Origin of the sequence: Vibrio tapetis subsp. tapetis, from assembly GCF_900233005.1 — a bacterium.
In the GTDB taxonomy this organism is placed as follows: domain Bacteria; phylum Pseudomonadota; class Gammaproteobacteria; order Enterobacterales; family Vibrionaceae; genus Vibrio; species Vibrio tapetis.
Map to the genome: position 1 here is coordinate 1,042,807 of NZ_LT960612.1, position 20,735 is coordinate 1,063,541.

Here is a 20,735-nt window from a genome sequence, read left to right on the forward strand (position 1 = left end):
CCCAATGGCCTCGCTTTTTCTTCTCTTCAATTCAATTCAATTTGCGTTTTATGCCGCATTTATCGGTCAAATTTTTTTTTATACTGAAGATCATTCGATTGAGAGGTATGCCGATGTTAAATGAAAACCACGCTTTTATTTTAGATTTCCCAGAACTCAAATTAGACATTGTCCAACTCAACCACGACGATCCAACGTTTAAAGCTGATCTCCAAGAATACCACCTGCTTGATTACAATATTCGTGAATTAGAAGTATCAGGTAGCCCTATTGACGATGAAAGTATGCATGATCTCAAAGTTAAGAGAATGGAGCTAAAAGACACGCTTTATAAGCAGCTTACTAAGCATCACGACGAAGCGGAAAGTTAATTCAGTTTGGGGCATTTTCATAAATCGCTAATTGTGGCCAGCGCTAATTGTGAGCACCAATTAGCGATTTATGGTAGAGCTTGCTTATTGGTTAAATAACACTGGAAAATGCGGGAGCTGTCGATTGCATCAACAGTATTCCAAAGGCTGCAACTAAGATCCCACCCACGAGTTTGAACACCTGAGGTAAGTTACTTCTTACCGGTTTCGTTGAGTGCTTCATATACCCCAAGACCACTTTTTTACCACTTAATGTCATCAATGCGATGCATGATGTTGTGATACAGGTGCCAATGGCCATGATCAGTGCACTGACAATACCGACCCAATATAAGCCGACCATGTTAGCGAACAATAGAATCATAATGGCCCCTGTGCAGGGTCTTAGCCCAATAGCCAAAATAATGGCTGCTTTTTCTCTATAGCTGGAGTCTGTGCACGATCCATTCTGAGTGTTTGATGCTTGTTGCTGGAGGCCTTTTTCTCTCTTAACGAATACAAGCTTACGCAGTGCTTTGTAGCAAAGAGTGAACCCCAGTAAAGCAACACAAAAGTAACTCAATTTCATCACCACTTCTGCGTGTGAATGTATCTCTCTCATAGAGGATTGAAATACGGCGAGCAAAGTCGTGACCAATGCAATCGCGACAACGGCTTGTAAAATGGACGATAGCACGGTTATGTAAAGGCTACTTTTTGCGTTACTAGGTTGGGTCATCAAGTAGGTAGCAACAATGACCTTTCCGTGTCCTGGCCCCATAGAGTGCAATATCCCATAGCCAAAGCTCACTACAATAAATGTCGACCAAGCGTGACTCTTATTTTCTTGAATATCGTACAATAAATCGCTTAACTGGCTATTTAGATCTCGCTGCCAGTGGATCGCCTGCAAAAGCAATTCTGGCCAGTAATGCCATAATATATACGTTAGAAAGATGACAATGACAGTCATTAACCGCAGTACGATTGAGTTAGGCTCGTTTTTGGTGTCACAATTCATACTTATTCTCCGCAAGTGAGGTAAGCGTGTTGGGTAAATAATTGACCAAGTGCATTGTCTGGATCGGCATCAATAGGTAGAGCGAGTGCGTAGGCCATTTGCTCGGAACATGGCGTAGGTTCAACTAAATCAATTTGGCAGTGCGCTTGTAGAGCTGGGCTTAAAGACAGAGATTGTTCTCCTTTCCAGCTCATATCGACGTAATAACTAGGTTCGAAAATCATCAACTTTAGCCGGTTGCCAAATACTGACTTGGGTTCAGCTAAGGGGAGATTAAATGTCAGAGTAAATTTTCCTCTGTGCTGGGTAAGTTCGGCATCGAAAACCTCTTTGTAGCGTATCGGTGAATCACCGTCGAAAAAATAGGTAAAGTAATGGTCTTGTAGCATATTCCTGACAATAGACTGCGCTAGATTCTTGAGTGTTTTTTCTTTGTTTTCTGGGGACATGTCTTCGCCATCGATCATGTATGCAGAAGTCATTGCATCGAATGTCCATTCCATCGAAAAGCCCGTCACGACATCATCTATTCCGTTGACTCGAGTGTTCATTTCGATCCAAGAGTGGGGATGGGCGGCAGATAAACCAGAGAAAACCAAGCAGGTACTGGTGAGAAGGCTAAGTAACAATACCTTGAAGGTGCGATAAGAGTGCGAACGCATGTCGGTTCCAAAAGATGTTTTATATGGAACCTTGAAGAGTAAGATATCAATTATAAAATAACAAGATTAATTGTTATGTTATCACACAAACATGACCTGGTTATGTGGTTCTAATTTCGTTTTCGCAAAAGCTTAATGGGGCGGCACTTAGCCTTTTACCTTGATTAAGATAAGTCGTACACGCCACCCTTAAAATGGAAGTGAAGTTCTTTATTTCACCATTTCGTGCGATAACTTCTCGGTAAATCCGAGTAAGAAACAACCCGATGGTGAGGCTATCTTCTCGAGCGATGGTTTCTAGAATTTGCCAAAATACGCCTTCTAATCGAATACTGGTGACAACACCATCGAGTCGAATTGATCGTGTTTTGAGTTCAAATAGCTCATCCTCGACGCCTGAATAGATCTCGCACATTGGTCTCGTCCTTTTCATTAGATTTAAGACATAATAAGGGAATATAGCTGTATGTCGAAAATTACTGTGAATTATGTTATTAAATATTTGTGTTTAAAAACAGTATATTAAATGTTTCATTGGTCGTTGTGATAAAAGGTTTTGTTGATTTTATGAAATGACTCGCATCTTCGGTCTCCTTGTTACTTATCTTGCATAGAAAGACTTACTATCTCGCGAGTGTCGCACGAACATGACTAGATATGGTGTAAATCAAAGATGACATCTCGAGTACTAAAGGTCGTTACATTAGTAGAGCAAAAGCTGCCATACAGCTGGGCACTTGATGACTTAGCTGCGAAGGTGTCTGTTTCAAAATGGCATTTACAAAGAGAGTTCAAAGCGAACACGGGCATGTCGATAGGCCAGTATGCAAGAACGCGTCGGCTTGGCATGGCTGCTTATGAAATCGCGAATACCGAGAAGCGCATTATCGATGTCGCGATGGATTTTGATTTCGAGTCTCAAGAAGCCTTTGCTCGTGCGTTTAAACGTCAATACGGCATATCCCCTAAACACTTGAAACTTCAACCTACCTGGGCTAACAATTTATTTTCTCGGCCAATTTGCCAAGACTATATAGATTGCTTCCATTATTGCTCTGCTAATCCACCTACGATCGTGGACTTCCCCGATACGCATTTTTATGGCTTGTACGACTATTTTGAAGCGATTCGATTCGATAGTGAGAGTTTTCTTAGTCAGTTAAGAGGACTGTGGGACAAGTTTTTGGCCTATATTCCGGACGATGATAGGGGAGATTGGGCTGAGTATTATTCAGTAGAGACCTTCGAGCGAGGTTCTCACCAAATGCAGAAGTTTACCATGATGGCGGCTCGGACTCGTTCATTTAGTCCCGAAGTTGAATCAATAAGCTTTATGCCAGCTCATCAAAGGTTGCGGTTTTCGGTACCGAAACCTGAATTGACGGAATATTTTCTGGAATATTTATATTACGTGTATATGCCGCAATCTAAACGGAGTGTTATGAAATTGCCAGTGCTGTGGCAGATGGATCTGGATGGCAATCTATGTGGTTTGTACGCTTTGGAATATGCGGATGAGCAAACCTTGCCTAAGTCAATCGTATCGATTTTGCCTGATCTCGTGTGTAAACCGACGAAAGAAATGAGCGCAATAAGACATGATGTCAGCATCGACTTACGGGAAACAGGGTTAAGAATCAAAAACTTGCTCCGACGGTGGGAAGCAGACTTTGACTCGAATTCAGACATCATCGTTGGCGATTATTCAGGGAAGGAGTTTAAAGTTGATCATCAGTTCATTAGTCACTTTGTTGTCAATGAAGGGCTGAGTGAGCAAAACAAGAATATGATCAACGTTGCGAAAAATCATTACTTGCAAGTCGAATTAGTAGGCACTGTTATCGAGTTAGCAGAAGCGGTGGATTATATCTTGTTCGCTTACATGGATGCTTCTGCTTATTACTCTAGTGCTGGTTGCGAATGGTTGTGTGATATAGAAAAAGTGCACAGTACTTACCGTGTTACGGCACTTTTTCCTGTCAAGAAACGTTAATTCACTGAAGTTTTCGCAGACGCCACACGTACTTTTCTTGCTAGCCATAGTTGATGTAGTTTGGCTGGGATCCACAACGTGCTGGCAAATAGAATGAGTAGCCAGTCATAGTGAGCTTCGCCGCGAGAGAAGTACAAAGTCGGAGCTGCGAAGAAAATCAGCAACGATTGCCACGCAAATACTTGTAACGAATGTTTGCCAATAAATGAAAAGAACGGCAAGTTGAGGGCATTCGGGTATCGGTTTATCAGCGCACCAATCAAATAGACCCACACAAATAAATGTACAACTCTTAACCAACCCATTTCAGGCTTGTCTGCAAGAGGATAGGTGATGCCTTGATGAAGTCCATATTGCCCCAACACACTATGATGAACTAGGGCCATAATGAAGGCGATACTAGCAATAGTCGCAACTAATAGCTTAGATGGATACCAGTTGATCGGTTGGTGGCGATGGAAATAGCCAATGGTTACCCCTACAACAAAAATGAATTGCCACGCAAAGAAATCAAAATACCCTAAGCTGGCGGTTAGGTTGGGTGATAGCGATTGATATAAAGGCTCTACAAGAGCAATAGTAATGTGTCCACTACTGGCCCAAACTACACCGCTGATAGCGAGAGCTAACCACCATAAATTACGGCGTAACCCTGCAAGAATCAGCGGTAAAAACAACATTAACAGGACGTATAATGGCAAGATATCCAGATATGCTGGGCGGTTGAGCAACAATAAAGAAAGCCAGGCACTATGGAGCGGCTCGTGAACAAAGTTAGCGTTAATGAATAGGGCGCTATCAAGGTAGCTCGGTTCTACTTGCATCATGCACCAGCCGTAAGGTACGAGAATCGCCAAGACGATGATATGGTATTTGTAAATGGTGAAGGCGCGCCACCAAGCTTTGCGTCTAGAAGCGTTTTCGGTGAGTTTATTCGAACTGTACACCATCCCTGCGAGTAAGCCGGAGAGAAGGATGAACCCTTCTGCTGCACCGACTTGCCCGAACGGTTGTAGGGTAAAATACTGTAACTTGGTTTGACCAACACTCATCCAAACTAGATGATTGATGGTCATTAAAAATAATAGAATGCCTCTAATTCCGTCTAATGATCCTTGTCTTTTCATATTAACTCCTTATGGTTAACGCAAGGATAATTCAACAGGAAAATAAAGATCTGACAGAAAGTGCACCTGTATTACTTGTTTTTAGATCAATTTGATTTGATCCACAGCTTATAGAAATCACTATAACCGGTCTTTCCTATCTGGATACCGCTGACTTCTTTGGCACTTGTAACGCTTTCTTGTCCCCAAAAAAGAGGCAACACCGTGCAGTTTTTTCTGAGGCTCTTAAGTAGTTTTTCAAGCTGAGATTTTATATCACCGTGACTAAGGGTGTGCTGAACGTTGCTAACATGATGTTCTAATGCTTCCTCATTAAATGCGAACCGCATGGCCGAGCCGGTTAGCAGCCAGTCATAGAAGCCAAACTCTGTAGGCTGCTCGACGAGGTCCTCGACGAAAAATAGGTCAGCCTGCTCTCTCATAATTTGCGGCCTGCTAGCATCGGATAATTCAACGGTACTGATTGTTAGCCCGGTCTCTTCAATAACACCGATTAGCCACTGAGTTAGTTTGTCTAAGTAATCTATCGTCCATTTGGGATGGGTTAACACGATATGACCTTCGAGTTGTGGAACAGGGTGATGCTCGCTGTGTCCATCTTCATTACTCACTAAGCACGTTGGCTTGAGGTCACAATGGCCTTTAAATTCATAGCGTTTATGTTCGATATAGTTAAACAGTGCTTGCCACGTTCCGAGCGGTACAGGATTTTCTTGTCTGTGATTCACCGATAAGTAAGAGAAGGCTTGAATAAGGTGGCTTTCGGTTTCACTTTCTTGCTTGTTATAACGAATATGTTTGCTTAACTCTTCGCCTTGGTGTGACAAGGTGATTTTTTGTAGTAATGCACGTTTAGAAAAGTAGTTTTGGTGTTTAGTCAGGACTAATTTATCGTTATCCCAATGCTCTAAGCTAAATGGTCCAGAGCCTATGGCTGCGCAACGCTGGTCGTTGTGATCTATTGTCCGCTTTGCATAAATAGAGGCATTTGCGATTGCCAAACAGTATACGAACAAGGGGTTAGGTCGTTCCAAACGAATGACAATAGCGCCCTTGCTAGCGTCGAAGCTCACCTCTTCTATTTGATTAAATAGTCCCTTGACGGGGCCATCTTCTTCTTTAATGTTAACTAGGCTATGTATCACGTCTTCAACAGTCAAAATGAGACCGTCGTGGCAGCGAATGTCAGGTCTTAGCCATAAATATATGCACGCATCAACAACTTCGTACTCACAGGCCAAGTGGGTTCTGATTTCTCCACTAGAATCGATTTTGAGCAAGGTGTCGTACAAACTTCGTATTACTTGTAATTCAGAAAATCGGTAAGTTTTTGCAGGGTGCAGTTGATTTACCCAAGGGTACTGGCTAATGATGAGAGCGTTACGTTCTTCTTGGCTGCGAGTTGCTTGCTCCATCGCTTGGTTGAGAGCACTCGCTGCGACGGCTTGGTAAGTTTCCACTAACTTACCTATTTGATCAAAATTTCCTGATTTCAGCTCTTTTTCAATTGTTTTGAATACAGCTTGGTGTAATGAGATCGTTATCTTGAGTGTGCTTGCTTTTCCTCTGCCGATACCGGGTTTCCAGTAAATCCAACCGAGATTATTGAGCATCTTAAGTATATTGGATGTGTTACGGCGAGAAGTGGAAAACGCGCATTCTAAATCGTCAAGGCTAGTAGAGTATATATGCGCCTGGTTGTATTTCTTTAGTAATTGATTTAGTCGGCGAAGACATGTTTCGGTCATAATTGAGCTCTGCCATTTTTAGGCTTATTTGGCTTTTAGTTACTCGAGTTAGCAACAAAGCACTTTATATATTAGATGGTGTTTATGTAAAGCAAGCTTGAAAATAAATAAAAAGGCGAAACATAAAAGTGTTCTACTTTTATTATAACTAAAATATTTCAATCAAACGGAGTAAATGTAGCAATATTTTCAAATAATTAGGTTAACAATAAGGTGATAAGGCTGATTAAATCAGGTTAATTTAATTTCGTAATACTAATGATTATTCTTTTTATATACATTTTCATTATGATTGTAACTTGTTTAATTGATTCCTGTTTTTCCATTCTGTATATGTTTCAATAAATAGAATGTGGATGAGCGACACCCACACTCTATGCCCGTCAATTAATCTTGCTTTGGGATAGTGGTAAAGATCGTCCATTCATCTTTGACGTTCCCTTTATGCCCTACAACGGTTGCTGTGACGCGTCGATTTCCCGCGTGGGTCGCTTCATCAGATCCTAAGCGACTTAAGACTGTATCGCCATAGCCGACAATCTTTACACGTTGTTCATCGATGCCAAACCCAATTAACGTGTCACGAACACTATTAGCCCGACGAATTGACAGTTCTAGATTGTGAGCAGCGCCGCCGACTCTGCTTGCGTAACCTTGTATTTCTACAGACGTTGATGAATAGATCTCCAAAAAATTAGCAAGCCCTTTGATTTGTTGCTCAAACCCTCTTTCAATCTTATCTGAATCATTATTGAACAAAATTTTAAGCTGATATGTTTCCTCTGATTCGACGTAGGCTTCACACCCATCGTTGTCGACTTCTGCACCCGTTGGCGTTTGCAAGCATAAGTCGGAGCATTGATTACCCCATCGTTGTCATCATCATTTAAATCGGCAATTTGTACGGCACTTGGTGTTGGAATATAGTCAATCTCATTTGCGATGGCGCTTGTGGCAAGGCAAATACTGATCAGGGAAGTCGTGTGTAGGGCTAATTTGTTATACATGATTAATATTCTTCCTTTTGATTCCATTGTTTAGGAATGTCGACTCTTAGTGCGCTCAATAACATGCCTGTAGACGTTAGAATTCGGTACTTTGCGTATTGTTCTGCGTAGTGTGCTTCGACGTAGCCTTTTCGTGATTCGAACAGCTCGTTTTCCGTATTGAGTAAATCGAGTAGTGTTCGTTTACCTATTCGATATTGTTTCTCGTAAGCGATGACTGTGTCTGATGCCGCATCAACATGCTGCGACAAGAATATTTTTTGCTGAGAGGTCAAATCTAATGCACTCCATGCCAACTGCAGCCCTTCATCTACATTGCGAAAAGCACTCGCCCTTAGATCTTTCGCTTTGTTGATTTGGTAAGCATTTTTATCAATGTTGGCAGAATCACTGCCACCGTTGTATAGATTGTACCGAAGACGCAACATTGCAGAGAGTTCATCGCTGCTACCTTCAATACCTCCGGCATCATCCCTCCAGGTTTGTGCTGCTTCAAATGAAATAGCTGGAAAGTTATTGCCCTTGGATTGTTGGTACTGAAAGTTTGCAGACTCTACATCGGCCTGAGCTATCTTGATTACTGGGTGATTCTCATGTGCGAGCGCTATGGCTTGCTCTAAGTCTGTTGGAACAAAGTTCTGATCAACCTTAGGAAATACTAATGATTGAGGATGCTGCCCAACCAAACGTATGTACATTGTTTGTGCATCGCGCAGATTATTCTTTGCCGCTAAAACATTACTGTTTGCTTTCGCTAAACGAGCTTTTACTTGTGTTAAGTCCGCTGTTGAACCGATACCTGAATCTGTTCGTCTTTTTATATCTTTATAGATTTTTCTATGAGTGCTTAGATTGCTTTCAGACAGTGCTAATACTTCAGTTGACTTCAAGATTTCCAAATATACTTGAGTAACTTCTAATGAAGTGTTTTGTGCTGTGGTTAATAGTTGATAGCGTACTGATTCGGCATCCGCAGTGGTTCGATTAATATCATTTAATGTTTTTGAACCATCCCAAATGAGTTGAGATAAAGTCAGTGACGCATCTTTTCTTGTTAAATCAGTAGATTTTCTCGATGTTGAATCCGCTGGGTTAATGTGCTCATATCCAACGCCAGCATCAAGGTTGATGTCGGGTTTATACGCTCCGGACGAGATATCTATCGTATGTTTAGAGCTCATGTATTCATTGAAGGCACTCTTGATCTGAGGGTTGGTTGCCAACGTTATAGATACGGCTTGCTCTAAGGTTTGCGCATTGTTTGATAGGGAAATCAATAGCCCACAAAGCAATACACTAAGAGAAGAAAACTTCACTGGATGTCTCCAAATATAAAATAATAAATTTATTATTAAGCTCTAATTTCTAGGGGGTTAAATCACCTAAGGTTAATTCTTTTTGGGAATTAAGTTTTAATTACTTGCTGCGAGGTAAGTAATTATTTAAGTACGAGCCTAATTAGATTCGGTGTTGCCTTATTAAAATATGTTTTTATGAGGAAGATTTAAACGAATTTAAAACATGAAATTTATTTAACCCAAAAGTGCATGTTTTAAGTGGTGGACTTAATGATAAATTACGCGTTATTCAAATAATGATTATTTAATAGACGCTAAATATTTATATTTAGCGATTTTTAGTTTTATTTTGGTTCTACCGGGGTACAAGATTTTGATCAAAAAAACAGAATTAGCTTTAAAAACAGTTGTTGTTATCGGGTTGGACGGAAACATTAAAGTTTTGGAGCAAGGAGAGATTCTGTATCCTGGGGAAGTCATTGTTGAGACTCTCGCTGATCAAACCTTTGTCGGAGCCGAAGTTGTTCAAGATGAAGGTAGTACGAATATATCGTCCGACATTGCCGCTATTATAGATGCATTACAATCGGGAGAGGATCCAACCCAACTGGGGGAAGAGTTTGCGTCCGCTGCAGGTGCAGAGAGTGGATCGAGCTTAACGACTTCAGGCACGATAGAGCGAACTGGAGCAGAAGTACTAGCAAGTACATTTTTTGAAACATCCGGTTTTCCTGTAGCACAGCAAAGCGCTTTGTTTGATTTGTTTCGTGGGGAAATAACAAACACTGAAATCGGTGCAACTCCCGCTATTGTAAAACCAAGTATTAATGGCGGTGATCAAGGCAAAGTCGTAGAAGACGAAATTTTGTTAACGGGCGGGAAACTAGACGTAATTGATCGTAACCCAAATGAAGCGGTATTTAATACTCAAACTGATGTCGCTGATGGTAACTACGGTTCCTTTAGCATTGATAGGAACGGTAATTGGACATATCAGCTAAATAATGATCACGTTGATATTCAATCATTGAATTCCGATAGTGACCCGATTGTTCGTACCATTACCGTATCCTCTGTCGATGGCACGACCCACGACGTGACGGTCACCATCACAGGCACCGACGATAAAGCCGAACTTACACCGAGCTCGCCAAATGACGATGCAGGCGCAGTGCAAGAAGACGTGACGTTAACGACATCAGGCAACCTGAACGTGGTTGATCCAGACGCAGGTGAAGCCGTCTTCATCACTCAAACTAACGTGACCGATGGCAACTACGGCTCGTTCAGCATCAATGAAACAGGCGAGTGGACATACACACTCAACAACACTCATGCAGACGTACAAGCGCTAGACGCCGACAGCAAGCCAATTGTTCGCACGATCACAGTATCCTCTGCCGATGGCACGACCCACGACGTGACCGTGACCATCACAGGCACCGACGACAAAGCGGTGATCACACCAAACAGCCCGGCGGATGATGCCGGTGCGGTGCAAGAAGACGTGACGTTAACGACATCAGGTAACCTGAACGTGGTCGACCCAGACGCAGGCGAAGCGGTGTTCGTTGAGCAAACCAACGTGGCCGATGGCAATTACGGCTCGTTCAGCATTGACGAAACAGGCGAGTGGACATACACACTCAATAACACTCATGCAGACGTACAAGCGCTAGACGCCGACAGTAAGCCAATTGTTCGAACTATCACCGTATCTTCGGCCGATGGCACGACCCATGATGTGACGGTCACTATCACAGGTACCGATGACAAAGCGGTGATCACACCAAACACCCCGACGGATGATGCTGGCGCAGTGCGAGAAGACGTGACGTTGACCACTTCTGGCAACCTGAACGTGGTTGACCCAGACGCAGGCGAAGCCGTGTTCGTTGAGCAAACCAATGTGGCCGATGGCAACTACGGCTCGTTCAGCATCGATGAAACTGGCGAGTGGACATACACGCTTAACAACACTCATGCAGACGTACAAGCGCTAGACACCGACAGCAAGCCAATCGTTCGTACTATTACCGTATCTTCGGCTGATGGCACCACTCACGACGTGACGGTCACCATCACAGGTACCGACGACAAAGCGGTGATCACACCAAACAGCTCAACGGATGATGCTGGTGCAGTACAAGAAGACGTGACGCTGACCACTTCTGGCAACCTGAACGTGGTTGACCCAGATGCAGGCGAAGCCGTCTTCATTACTCAAACCAACGTCGCTGATGGCAACTACGGCTCATTCAGCATCGATGAAACTGGCGAGTGGACATACACGCTCAACAACGACCATGCGGATGTTCAAGCGCTCGACGTCGACAGCAAGCCAATCGTTCGTACTATTACCGTATCTTCGGCTGATGGCACCACTCACGACGTGACGGTCACCATCACAGGTACTGACGATAAAGCGGTGATCACACCAAACAGCCCGACGGATGATGCCGGTGCAGTGCAAGAAGACGTGACGCTGACCACTTCTGGCAACTTGAACGTGGTTGACCCAGACGCAGGCGAAGCCGTGTTCATCACTCAAACCAATGTGGTCGATGGTAACTACGGGACGTTCAGCATCGATGAAACAGGCGAGTGGACATACACACTCAACAACACTCATGCAGACGTACAAGCGCTAGACGCCGACAGCAAGCCAATTGTTCGTATTATCACCGTATCTTCTGCTGATGGCACCACTCACGACGTGACGGTCACCATCACAGGCACCGACGACAAAGCGGTGATCACACCAAACAGCCCGGCGGATGATGCTGGCGCAGTGCAAGAAGACGTGACGCTAACGACATCAGGCAACCTGAACGTGGTTGACCCAGATGCAGGCGAAGCCGTGTTCATCACTCAAACCAATGTGGCCGATGGCAACTACGGTTCGTTCAGCATCGATGAAACAGGCGAGTGGACATACACGCTAAACAACGCTCATGCAGACGTTCAAGCTTTGGATGCCGACAGCAAGCCAATCGTTCGTACTATTACTGTTTTGTCAGCCGACGGCACGACGCACGAAGTGAAAGTAACCATCACAGGCACCGACGACAAAGCGGTGATCACACCAAACACCCCGACGGATGATGCCGGTGCAGTGCAAGAAGACGTGACGCTGACCACTTCTGGCAACTTGAACGTGGTTGACCCAGACGCAGGCGAAGCCGTCTTCATCACTCAAACCAACGTCGCTGATGGCAACTACGGCTCGTTCAGCATCGATGAAACTGGCGAGTGGACATACACGCTTAACAACACTCATGCAGACGTACAAGCGCTAGACGCCGACAGCAAGCCAATCGTTCGAACGATCACCGTATCTTCGGCCGATGGCACGACCCATGACGTGACGGTAACTATCACGGGTACTGACGATAAAGCGGTGATCACACCAAACAGCTCAACGGATGATGCTGGTGCAGTACAAGAAGACGTGACGCTGACCACTTCTGGCAATCTGAACGTAGTTGACCCAGATGCAGGCGAAGCCGTGTTCGTTGAGCAAACCAATGTCTCCGATGGCAACTACGGCTCGTTCAGCATCGATGAAACAGGCGAGTGGACATACAAACTCAACAATACTCATGCAGACGTACAAGCGCTAGACGCCGACAGCAAGCCAATCGTTCGAACGATCACCGTATCTTCGGCCGATGGCACTACGCACGACGTGACGGTAACTATCACGGGGACTGACGATAAAGCGGTGATCACACCAAACAGCTCAACTGATGATGCTGGTGCAGTACAAGAAGACGTGACGCTGACCACTTCTGGCAACCTGAACGTGGTTGATCCAGACGCAGGCGAAGCCGTGTTCATCACTCAAACCAACGTCGCCGATGGCAACTACGGTTCGTTCAGCATCGATGACACAGGCGAGTGGACATACACGCTAAACAATACTCATGCAGACGTTCAAGCTTTGGATGCAGACAGCAAGCCAATTGTTCGTACTATTACTGTTTCGTCAGCAGACGGCACAACGCACGAAGTGAAAGTAACCATCACAGGTACCGACGATAAAGCGGTGATCACACCAAACAGCCCGACGGATGATGCAGGCGCAGTACAAGAAGACGTGACGCTGACCACTTCTGGCAACCTGAATGTGGTTGACCCAGACGCAGGCGAAGCCGTATTCATCACTCAAACCAACGTCGCCGATGGTAACTACGGCTCGTTCAGCATCGATGAAACAGGCGAGTGGACATACACGCTCAATAACACTCATGCAGACGTACAAGCGCTAGACGCTGACAGCAAGCCAATTATTCGTACTATTACCGTTGCTTCGGCCGATGGCACGACTCATGAAGTGACGGTCACCATCACAGGCACTGACGATAAAGCGGTGATCACACCAAACAGCCCGACGGATGATTCAGGCGCAGTGCAAGAAGACGTGACGCTAACGACATCAGGCAACCTGAACGTGGTTGATCCAGACGCAGGCGAAGCGGTCTTCATCACTCAAACCAACGTTGCCGATGGTAATTACGGCACGTTCAGCATCGATGAAACAGGCGAGTGGACATACACGCTAAACAACGCTCATGCAGACGTTCAAGCTTTGGATGCCGACAGCAAGCCAATCGTTCGTACTATTACTGTTTCGTCAGCCGACGGCACGACGCACGAAGTGAAAGTAACCATCACAGGCACCGACGACAAAGCCGTGATCACACCAAACACCCCGGCGGATGATGCAGGCGCAGTGCAAGAAGACGTGACGTTGACCACTTCTGGCAACCTAAATGTGGTTGACCCAGACGCAGGTGAAGCCGTGTTCGTTGAACAAACCAATGTGGCCGATGGCAACTACGGTTCATTCAGTATCGATGAAACTGGCGAGTGGATATACACACTCAACAACACTCATGCAGACGTACAAGCTTTGGACGCCGACAGCAAGCCGATTGTTCGTACTATTACCGTATCTTCTGCCGATGGAACGACTCACGACGTGACCGTAACCATCACAGGCACCGACGACAAAGCCGTGATCACCCCGAGCTCGCCAAATGACGATGCAGGTGCAGTGCAAGAAGACGTGACGCTAACGACATCAGGTAACCTGAACGTGGTCGACCCAGACGCAGGCGAAGCCGTGTTCATTGAGCAAACCAACGTCGCCGATGGCAACTACGGCTCATTCAGCATCGATGAAACTGGCGAGTGGACATACACGCTTAACAACACTCATGCAGACGTACAAGCGCTAGACGCCGACAGCAAGCCAATTGTTCGAACGATCACCGTATCTTCTGCCGATGGCACGACTCACGACGTGACGGTCACTATTACAGGTACCGATGACAAAGCGGTGATCACACCAAACACCCCGGCGGATGACGCCGGCGCAGTACAAGAAGACGTGACGCTGACCACTTCTGGTAACCTGAACGTGGTTGACCCAGACGCAGGCGAAGCCGTATTCATCACTCAAACCAACGTCGCCGATGGCAACTACGGCTCATTCAGTATCGATGAAACTGGCGAGTGGACATACACGCTTAACAACACTCATGCAGACGTACAAGCGCTAGACGCCGACAGCAAGCCAATTGTTCGAACGATCACCGTATCTTCTGCCGATGGCTCGACCCATGACGTGACGGTCACTATTACAGGTACCGACGACAAAGCCGTGATCACACCAAACACCCCGGCGGATGATGCTGGCGCAGTGCAAGAAGACGTGACGCTGACCACTTCTGGCAACCTGAATGTGGTTGACCCAGACGCAGGCGAAGCCGTATTCATTACTCAAACCAACGTCGCTGATGGCAACTACGGCTCGTTCAGCATCGATGACACAGGCGAGTGGACATACACGCTTAACAACGCTCATGCAGACGTACAAGCGCTAGACGCCGACAGCAAGCCAATCGTTCGTACTATTACCGTATCTTCGGCTGATGGCACCACTCACGACGTGACGGTCACCATCACAGGTACCGACGACAAAGCGGTGATCACACCAAACAGCCCGACGGATGATGCTGGCGCAGTGCAAGAAGATGTGACGCTAACGACATCAGGCAACCTGAACGTGGTTGACCCAGATGCAGGCGAAGCCGTATTCATTACTCAAACCAACGTCGCTGATGGCAACTACGGCTCGTTCAGCATCGATGAAACTGGCGAGTGGACATACACGCTTAACAATACTCATGCAGACGTACAAGCTTTGGATGCCGACAGCAAGCCAATCGTTCGAACGATCACCGTATCTTCTGCCGATGGCACGACCCATGAAGTGACGGTCACGATCACAGGCACCGACGACAAAGCCGTGATCACACCAAACACCCCGGCGGATGATGCCGGTGCAGTGCAAGAAGACGTGACGCTGACCACTTCTGGCAACTTGAACGTGGTTGACCCAGACGCAGGCGAAGCCGTGTTCATCACTCAAACCAACGTCGCCGATGGCAACTACGGCTCGTTCAGCATTGACGAAACAGGCGAGTGGACATACAAACTCAACAATAATCACGCAGATGTTCAAGCACTCGACGCCGACAGCAAGCCAATCGTTCGAACTATCACCGTTTCGTCAGCAGATGGCACGACGCACGAAGTAAAAGTAACCATTAAGGGTTCGGATGATAAGCCAGAATTCATCAGTGGTGCGAACGACGCAAAAGGACTGAACGCACAGGGGCAAGCGGATGCTGATACGTACCAATTCGAAGTGAATGAGAACAGTGCTGGTGCAGAAGTTGGCACAGTAAAAGCGTTTGATAATGATAACGGTGACACTCTGTCTTATGTGTTAACCAACCATACCGATCTGTTTGAAATTGATAGCGTCAGTGGCGTAGTTAGCCTCAAGTCTGGTGTATCGCTCGATCATGAAAGCACGCCGAGCTATCAACTTGATGTAGAAGTTGTCGATTCAGATGGCTTGAAAGACACAGCGAAAGTAGACGTAGTCGTGAAAGACATCAACGAAGCCCCTATTGCCGTTGATGATCAGGGATTGACTACTGAAACAAAAACTCTAGATGCGAGTAACTGGGATAGCCATAAGGATATCCAAGTCAGCTATTACGTAATCGATACCAAAACAGGTGCAAAAACCGCAGACGCGACAAAGGCGGATTACGATGGCGATGGTGGTACCAGTAAGTTTGGCGTTAATTCGGGTCTAGATACCGGAACCGATCAAGTCAAAAACAAGCAAATAGGCTACGACGACGCGACAGAACAAAGTGAAGCGGTACGATTTAGCTTTGCTGAAGGCCAACTTGCCAATCACGCAGAAGTTGAATTGAAAAATCTGTGGACGGATACCAAGCACGGCAGTTGGGAACCGGGCATAGAACGCGGTACGTGGAAAGCCTACTATCAGGGTGAAGTGATCGCTAGTGGTGTATTTGAAGGTACTGGCAGTGGTTCCCCGATGGTTGTCGTTGATGCGAATGGACGATACTTCGATAGCATTGAAATGTCGGCGCTCAGCTATAAAGATGGTGTGGTTGATCCGAAAGGTTCTGAATATTTCATTACTGAAGTAAAAGCGAACCTAACTTCGTTTGATGACGCCTACCACACCCATGGTACGGGCACACTAGCGCTCGACGTACTGGCTAATGACAGCGATCCAGAAAATGACAAAATAACCATTGTTGACTATCCAAAAGATGGCTACTTAACCTTACAAGATGGCAAGTTAGTCTTTGATTCTGAAAAATATCTGAATACATTGCCTGTCGATCAGCGAGATATCCAAGCTGGCGCGGTGCGTCATGTTAAGTTTGACTACACGATACAAGACGAACATGGTCTACAGGACACTGCATCCGTAACCGTAACCATTATTGGTGAAGCCATTTCTCTGGATGATTCGCAAGTAACATTGTCGGAATCTGACTTGAGTACAGGGCAGCCAGTTCAGGCGGAGGGTGATCTTTCTGCGGATATTGGTTCGGCTAGCGACGCCACCTATCAGTTTGGTGAAAATCAAACGCTGTCTGGAATTACTTCAGAAGGTAAGGCTGTTCAATTTGAAGTCAGCAGTGATAAGGCGACGTTAACTGGGTTTGTTGGACAAGGCGCAGACCGTGTCGAAGTCTTAAAGGCAACATTAAATTCCGATACAGGGCATTACAAAGTTGAACAGTCGGCACCGATCGATCATCCAGATCAAGGGGCTGACACACTGACGTTACCAGTCAACATCGCAGTTAATGTAGGAACACAAACAGACACCGCGACATTGAACCTTAATGTCATCGACTCCGTCCCGACGGCGAATAATCAACATCATGTCATCAATGATGTTGAACCACAAAACAACAGCTTGATCATTGCATTAGATGCCTCTGGTTCTATGAAAGATGTCGTCAAAAATGCTGATGGACAGGACGTAACTCGATGGGATTTAGCAAGAAATGCCATTAAAGACATGTTCGAAAAATACGATGATCTCGGTGATGTTAAGCTCAAAATAGCCACTCACAGTGGTTATCCTTCTGGGAAAGTGTCGGGTTGGATTGAATCTGTTGATGATATCGATACATTCTTTGATTCAGTTCGTCCTGCGGGTTGGACGCCTTACTCTCAAGCGATCAATCAAGTTAATGACGTGCTCAATGAGCAAGAAAGCCAAGATGAAATCGCTGGCACAACTAGCCAGTTGTATTTCATCTCTGATGGTAGCCCATCAGATTTTAATAATTGGACTAATCAAACTGATCAATTTTATATCAAAGCCCGTACGGATCTGATGAAGAATATGCAGGCCGATGACTTTGACAGCGACCAACGCTATCAAGACTTGCTCAATGGTCGCGTAACGCCAACCAAAGCGGAAGAGCAACTTATTCTTGAACAGGCGATGGAAAGCGGCATCACGGCAAACGGCCATGCGTTTAATAATATTTGGTCTATAGGCATTGGTGCCGGAGCGTCTTTGGAATACTTAACGCCAATTGCGACCGACAAAGGTTCTGCGATTGTGGTCGAAGATGATGCCAATATTGGAGATGTACTTGCCAAGACCATTTCAGGGCAGCTGCAAAGCACCATTAGTCCCTCGCATCAAGGTGAAGTTGAACAGGTACGCAGCATTTCTGTAGGCGATGACGTTTACCATTTTGATAAAGATTCTGGTCATGTGCTCAAGACGGATCAATTTGGTATTCAGCATCAGTTTGAGGAAGGCTCGCTAGCTAAGTTACCAACAGAACATGGTTTTCTAACGATCAATTTTGAAAATGGCTGGTACGACTACAAGGCATCGAATGTTTCTGGGCATCAGAAAGAAACTTTCAAAGTCATTGTCGTCGATTCTGATGGCGATACAGCCAACAGTGAAATCGTTATCGACATTCGTGACCGAGCGCCTGAAATCATCAGTCCAACGGATTCAGACCAAGTCCATGGTACAGATGCGACGGGAGCCCCAACTGACGATCAAATCAGCTTTAATGTGAACGAGAAAGAAACGGGCATTCTCGTTGGAAAAATTGACGCATATGACCCAGACGGTAACGATACTGTCAGCTACAAAATTGTCAGTGGGGACGAAAATAAATTCGAAATAAACCAGCGTACTGGTGAAATCTGGTTGCGTGATGGAGAAGAGCTCGATTACGACGCGCAAAAGCAATACCAATTGACTGTTGAAGCCTCAGACGGGCAAGACACTGATACAACCAATGTGACGCTCAATACGGTGGAAAACAGTGCGCCAACGACAGCGCCAGTTCAAGGGTTTGCCGAAGTTGAAGATCAACCGATCAATAAGTTAACGGTGGTGTTCGACTTTTCAAGCAGTATGACGCGAACGTTTGACGGATCAAATACGGTTCGTGGTAATAGTAATCCCGATGAGATTTTGGCACCTCGTGAAGAGTCTCGCGCTTATAAAGCAGCTGAAGCTTTGCACGATATGGTAGAAAAACTCATAGCGGAAGGCGGCAACTCGAATACCTATGTTCGATTGGTGAAATTTGCGGGTGAGGCTGAAGTTGCTGGTTGGTATGAACTTAAAGATCTTGAATACATGACTCGACCCCCGGAACTGGCTGGGCTTGATCCCGCTAGCATGGACTATAAATCGAAGGTTAACAGCTATGTCAATGACTGGTGTTGGGTAGACAGCCGAGGCTTGAACACCGACTACAGCGAAGCCTTGGATACCGTGATGGGCAAAATGGATAACCCAAGTTTTCCTTGGCAAGATGGCCTTGATGAAAATGGTAAATTTGATTGGGACTTACACCTAAACGAACAGCCAGTAGAGAGTAAAGACACCGTATTCTTTATTTCTGATGGAGCGCCAAATCCTAAAGATGGCACACCACCCACCGATGCGTTATATCAGCGTTGGGCTGAATATGTGAAAGCGAACGATGCCAAAGTCTATGGGATTGGCATTGCAAGTTCAGATGACGCTAAGGTAGCAGAAGCGATGGATAAGCTGAGTCACGAAGTGATTTACGCGGATTCAGGTGAGAACCTAGGTCAATATTTAAATCATATATCACCGACACCGATTGCAGGTGAGCTGTTGGCTGGTGCCAGTGATGTTGATGGTGATTCACTGACTATTTTACTAAACGACGGCGATTTCGCACTGTTAAACGCCGAAGGAACTGGCGTTGATGCTAATCATGAATTAGTGACTCAGGCGGGCATGTTAGAAGGTTCGTATCAAATAGAAACGGCCTTTGGTACTCTGGCAATTGAATCCAATGGTAGCTACCGATTTACTCAAGATAAGGACTTTAGCCTAAATGATGGCGAGCAAACACATTTAAACTTTTCATTTAAAGTGAGCGATGGCAAGGGAGGGGTGACTGACAACCTATTTACCCTGACATTGACGGGAGAAGGTTCAGAGAAGGTCAACTCAGACTCAAGACATCATGTAATGGGTGATGACGACAATAATTCTTTACTGGGTACTGATGGCGCGGATGTGTTATTTGGTCAAGGTGGAGAAGACTCACTGCACGGTGGAACGGGCAACGATATTCTTATCGGAGGTGACGCCAATGATATACTCAATGGCGGTCTCGGAGATGACATCTTGACAGGTGGCAGCGGGCAAGACGTATTCGTTTTTGACCGAGCTTCGCTGAGTGACTCTGAGTCTACTGATGTCATTACAGACTTTAAATTTGGTCAAGATAAGCTCGATGTGAGCGATATTCTTTCGAATGATGCATCGAAGTCTCCGATGGATAATTTGCTTGCGCATGTTGAAGCAACGTACGATGGCGATGACCAAATAGCAATTAAGATCACCTCTGATTCGGGGCAGATCGATAACATTGAAATGAACAATCTGGATCTCTCTGGGCTTGATATCTCAGCGACGTCATCTTCACATGACATTGTTGACCAGCTGTTCCAACAACAAGCGTTTAAAGTTGATTAATGAACTCATTTTGAACGTTCAAAAGGTTAAATTAAGGCCAAAATCAAATAGGGATTTTGGCCTTAATCATTGGAGATCTATCTTTAACACGTGCCCAATTCGCGATTGAAACG

At 45.4% G+C, this 20,735-nt stretch carries 9 protein-coding genes and 1 pseudogene; 3 read left to right on the forward strand and 7 right to left on the reverse strand.

Going from position 1 to position 20,735, the window contains the following annotated elements; all coding sequences use genetic code 11:
- Nucleotides 1–113: 113 nt before the first annotated feature.
- Entirely contained in the window at nt 114–371 is a 258-nt protein-coding gene (locus VTAP4600_RS21685) for an HP1242/YdcH family protein (RefSeq protein WP_102525489.1), read from the forward strand.
- A gap of 91 nt (nt 372–462) precedes the next feature.
- On the opposite strand, the gene VTAP4600_RS21690 is transcribed toward VTAP4600_RS21685, so the two are convergent.
- The 3 genes from VTAP4600_RS21690 to VTAP4600_RS21700 all read right to left on the reverse strand — a co-directional run bounded on the left by VTAP4600_RS21690 (nt 463) and on the right by VTAP4600_RS21700 (nt 2,448).
- Complete coding sequence (locus tag VTAP4600_RS21690) at nt 463–1,371, reverse strand: nickel/cobalt transporter (RefSeq protein WP_102524826.1); 909 nt, start codon at nt 1,369–1,371, stop codon at nt 463–465.
- Between the two features lie 2 nt (nt 1,372–1,373).
- Nucleotides 1,374–2,033, reverse strand: a complete 660-nt coding sequence (locus tag VTAP4600_RS21695; RefSeq protein WP_102524827.1) for a DUF1007 family protein — start codon at nt 2,031–2,033, stop codon at nt 1,374–1,376.
- A gap of 100 nt (nt 2,034–2,133) precedes the next feature.
- On the reverse strand, nt 2,134–2,448 hold the full coding sequence (locus tag VTAP4600_RS21700; RefSeq protein ID WP_102524828.1) for a ribbon-helix-helix domain-containing protein: 315 nt from the start codon (nt 2,446–2,448) through the stop codon (nt 2,134–2,136).
- Between the two features lie 258 nt (nt 2,449–2,706).
- Between VTAP4600_RS21700 and VTAP4600_RS21705 the strand changes: the two genes are divergently transcribed.
- Nucleotides 2,707–4,026 (forward strand): helix-turn-helix transcriptional regulator, encoded by a 1,320-nt coding sequence (locus VTAP4600_RS21705; RefSeq protein WP_102524829.1) that lies wholly within the window; start codon nt 2,707–2,709, stop codon nt 4,024–4,026.
- Here VTAP4600_RS21705 and opgC read toward each other — a convergent pair.
- The 4 genes and pseudogenes from opgC to VTAP4600_RS21725 form a co-directional block, all read right to left on the reverse strand.
- Nucleotides 4,023–5,153 (reverse strand): OpgC domain-containing protein, encoded by a 1,131-nt coding sequence (gene opgC, locus VTAP4600_RS21710; protein ID WP_102524830.1) that lies wholly within the window; start codon nt 5,151–5,153, stop codon nt 4,023–4,025. The genes VTAP4600_RS21705 and opgC overlap by 4 nt on opposite strands.
- A gap of 86 nt (nt 5,154–5,239) precedes the next feature.
- Complete coding sequence (locus VTAP4600_RS21715) at nt 5,240–6,901, reverse strand: ABC transporter substrate-binding protein (protein ID WP_102524831.1); 1,662 nt, start codon at nt 6,899–6,901, stop codon at nt 5,240–5,242.
- A 387-nt stretch (nt 6,902–7,288) separates the two neighbouring features.
- Nucleotides 7,289–7,908: pseudogene (locus VTAP4600_RS21720) on the reverse strand (OmpA family protein).
- A 2-nt stretch (nt 7,909–7,910) separates the two neighbouring features.
- Complete coding sequence (locus VTAP4600_RS21725) at nt 7,911–9,224, reverse strand: TolC family outer membrane protein (protein ID WP_102524832.1); 1,314 nt, start codon at nt 9,222–9,224, stop codon at nt 7,911–7,913.
- A 355-nt stretch (nt 9,225–9,579) separates the two neighbouring features.
- Between VTAP4600_RS21725 and VTAP4600_RS21740 the strand changes: the two genes are divergently transcribed.
- Entirely contained in the window at nt 9,580–20,622 is an 11,043-nt protein-coding gene (locus tag VTAP4600_RS21740) for a VCBS domain-containing protein (protein ID WP_172443203.1), read from the forward strand.
- Nucleotides 20,623–20,735 lie beyond the last annotated feature (113 nt).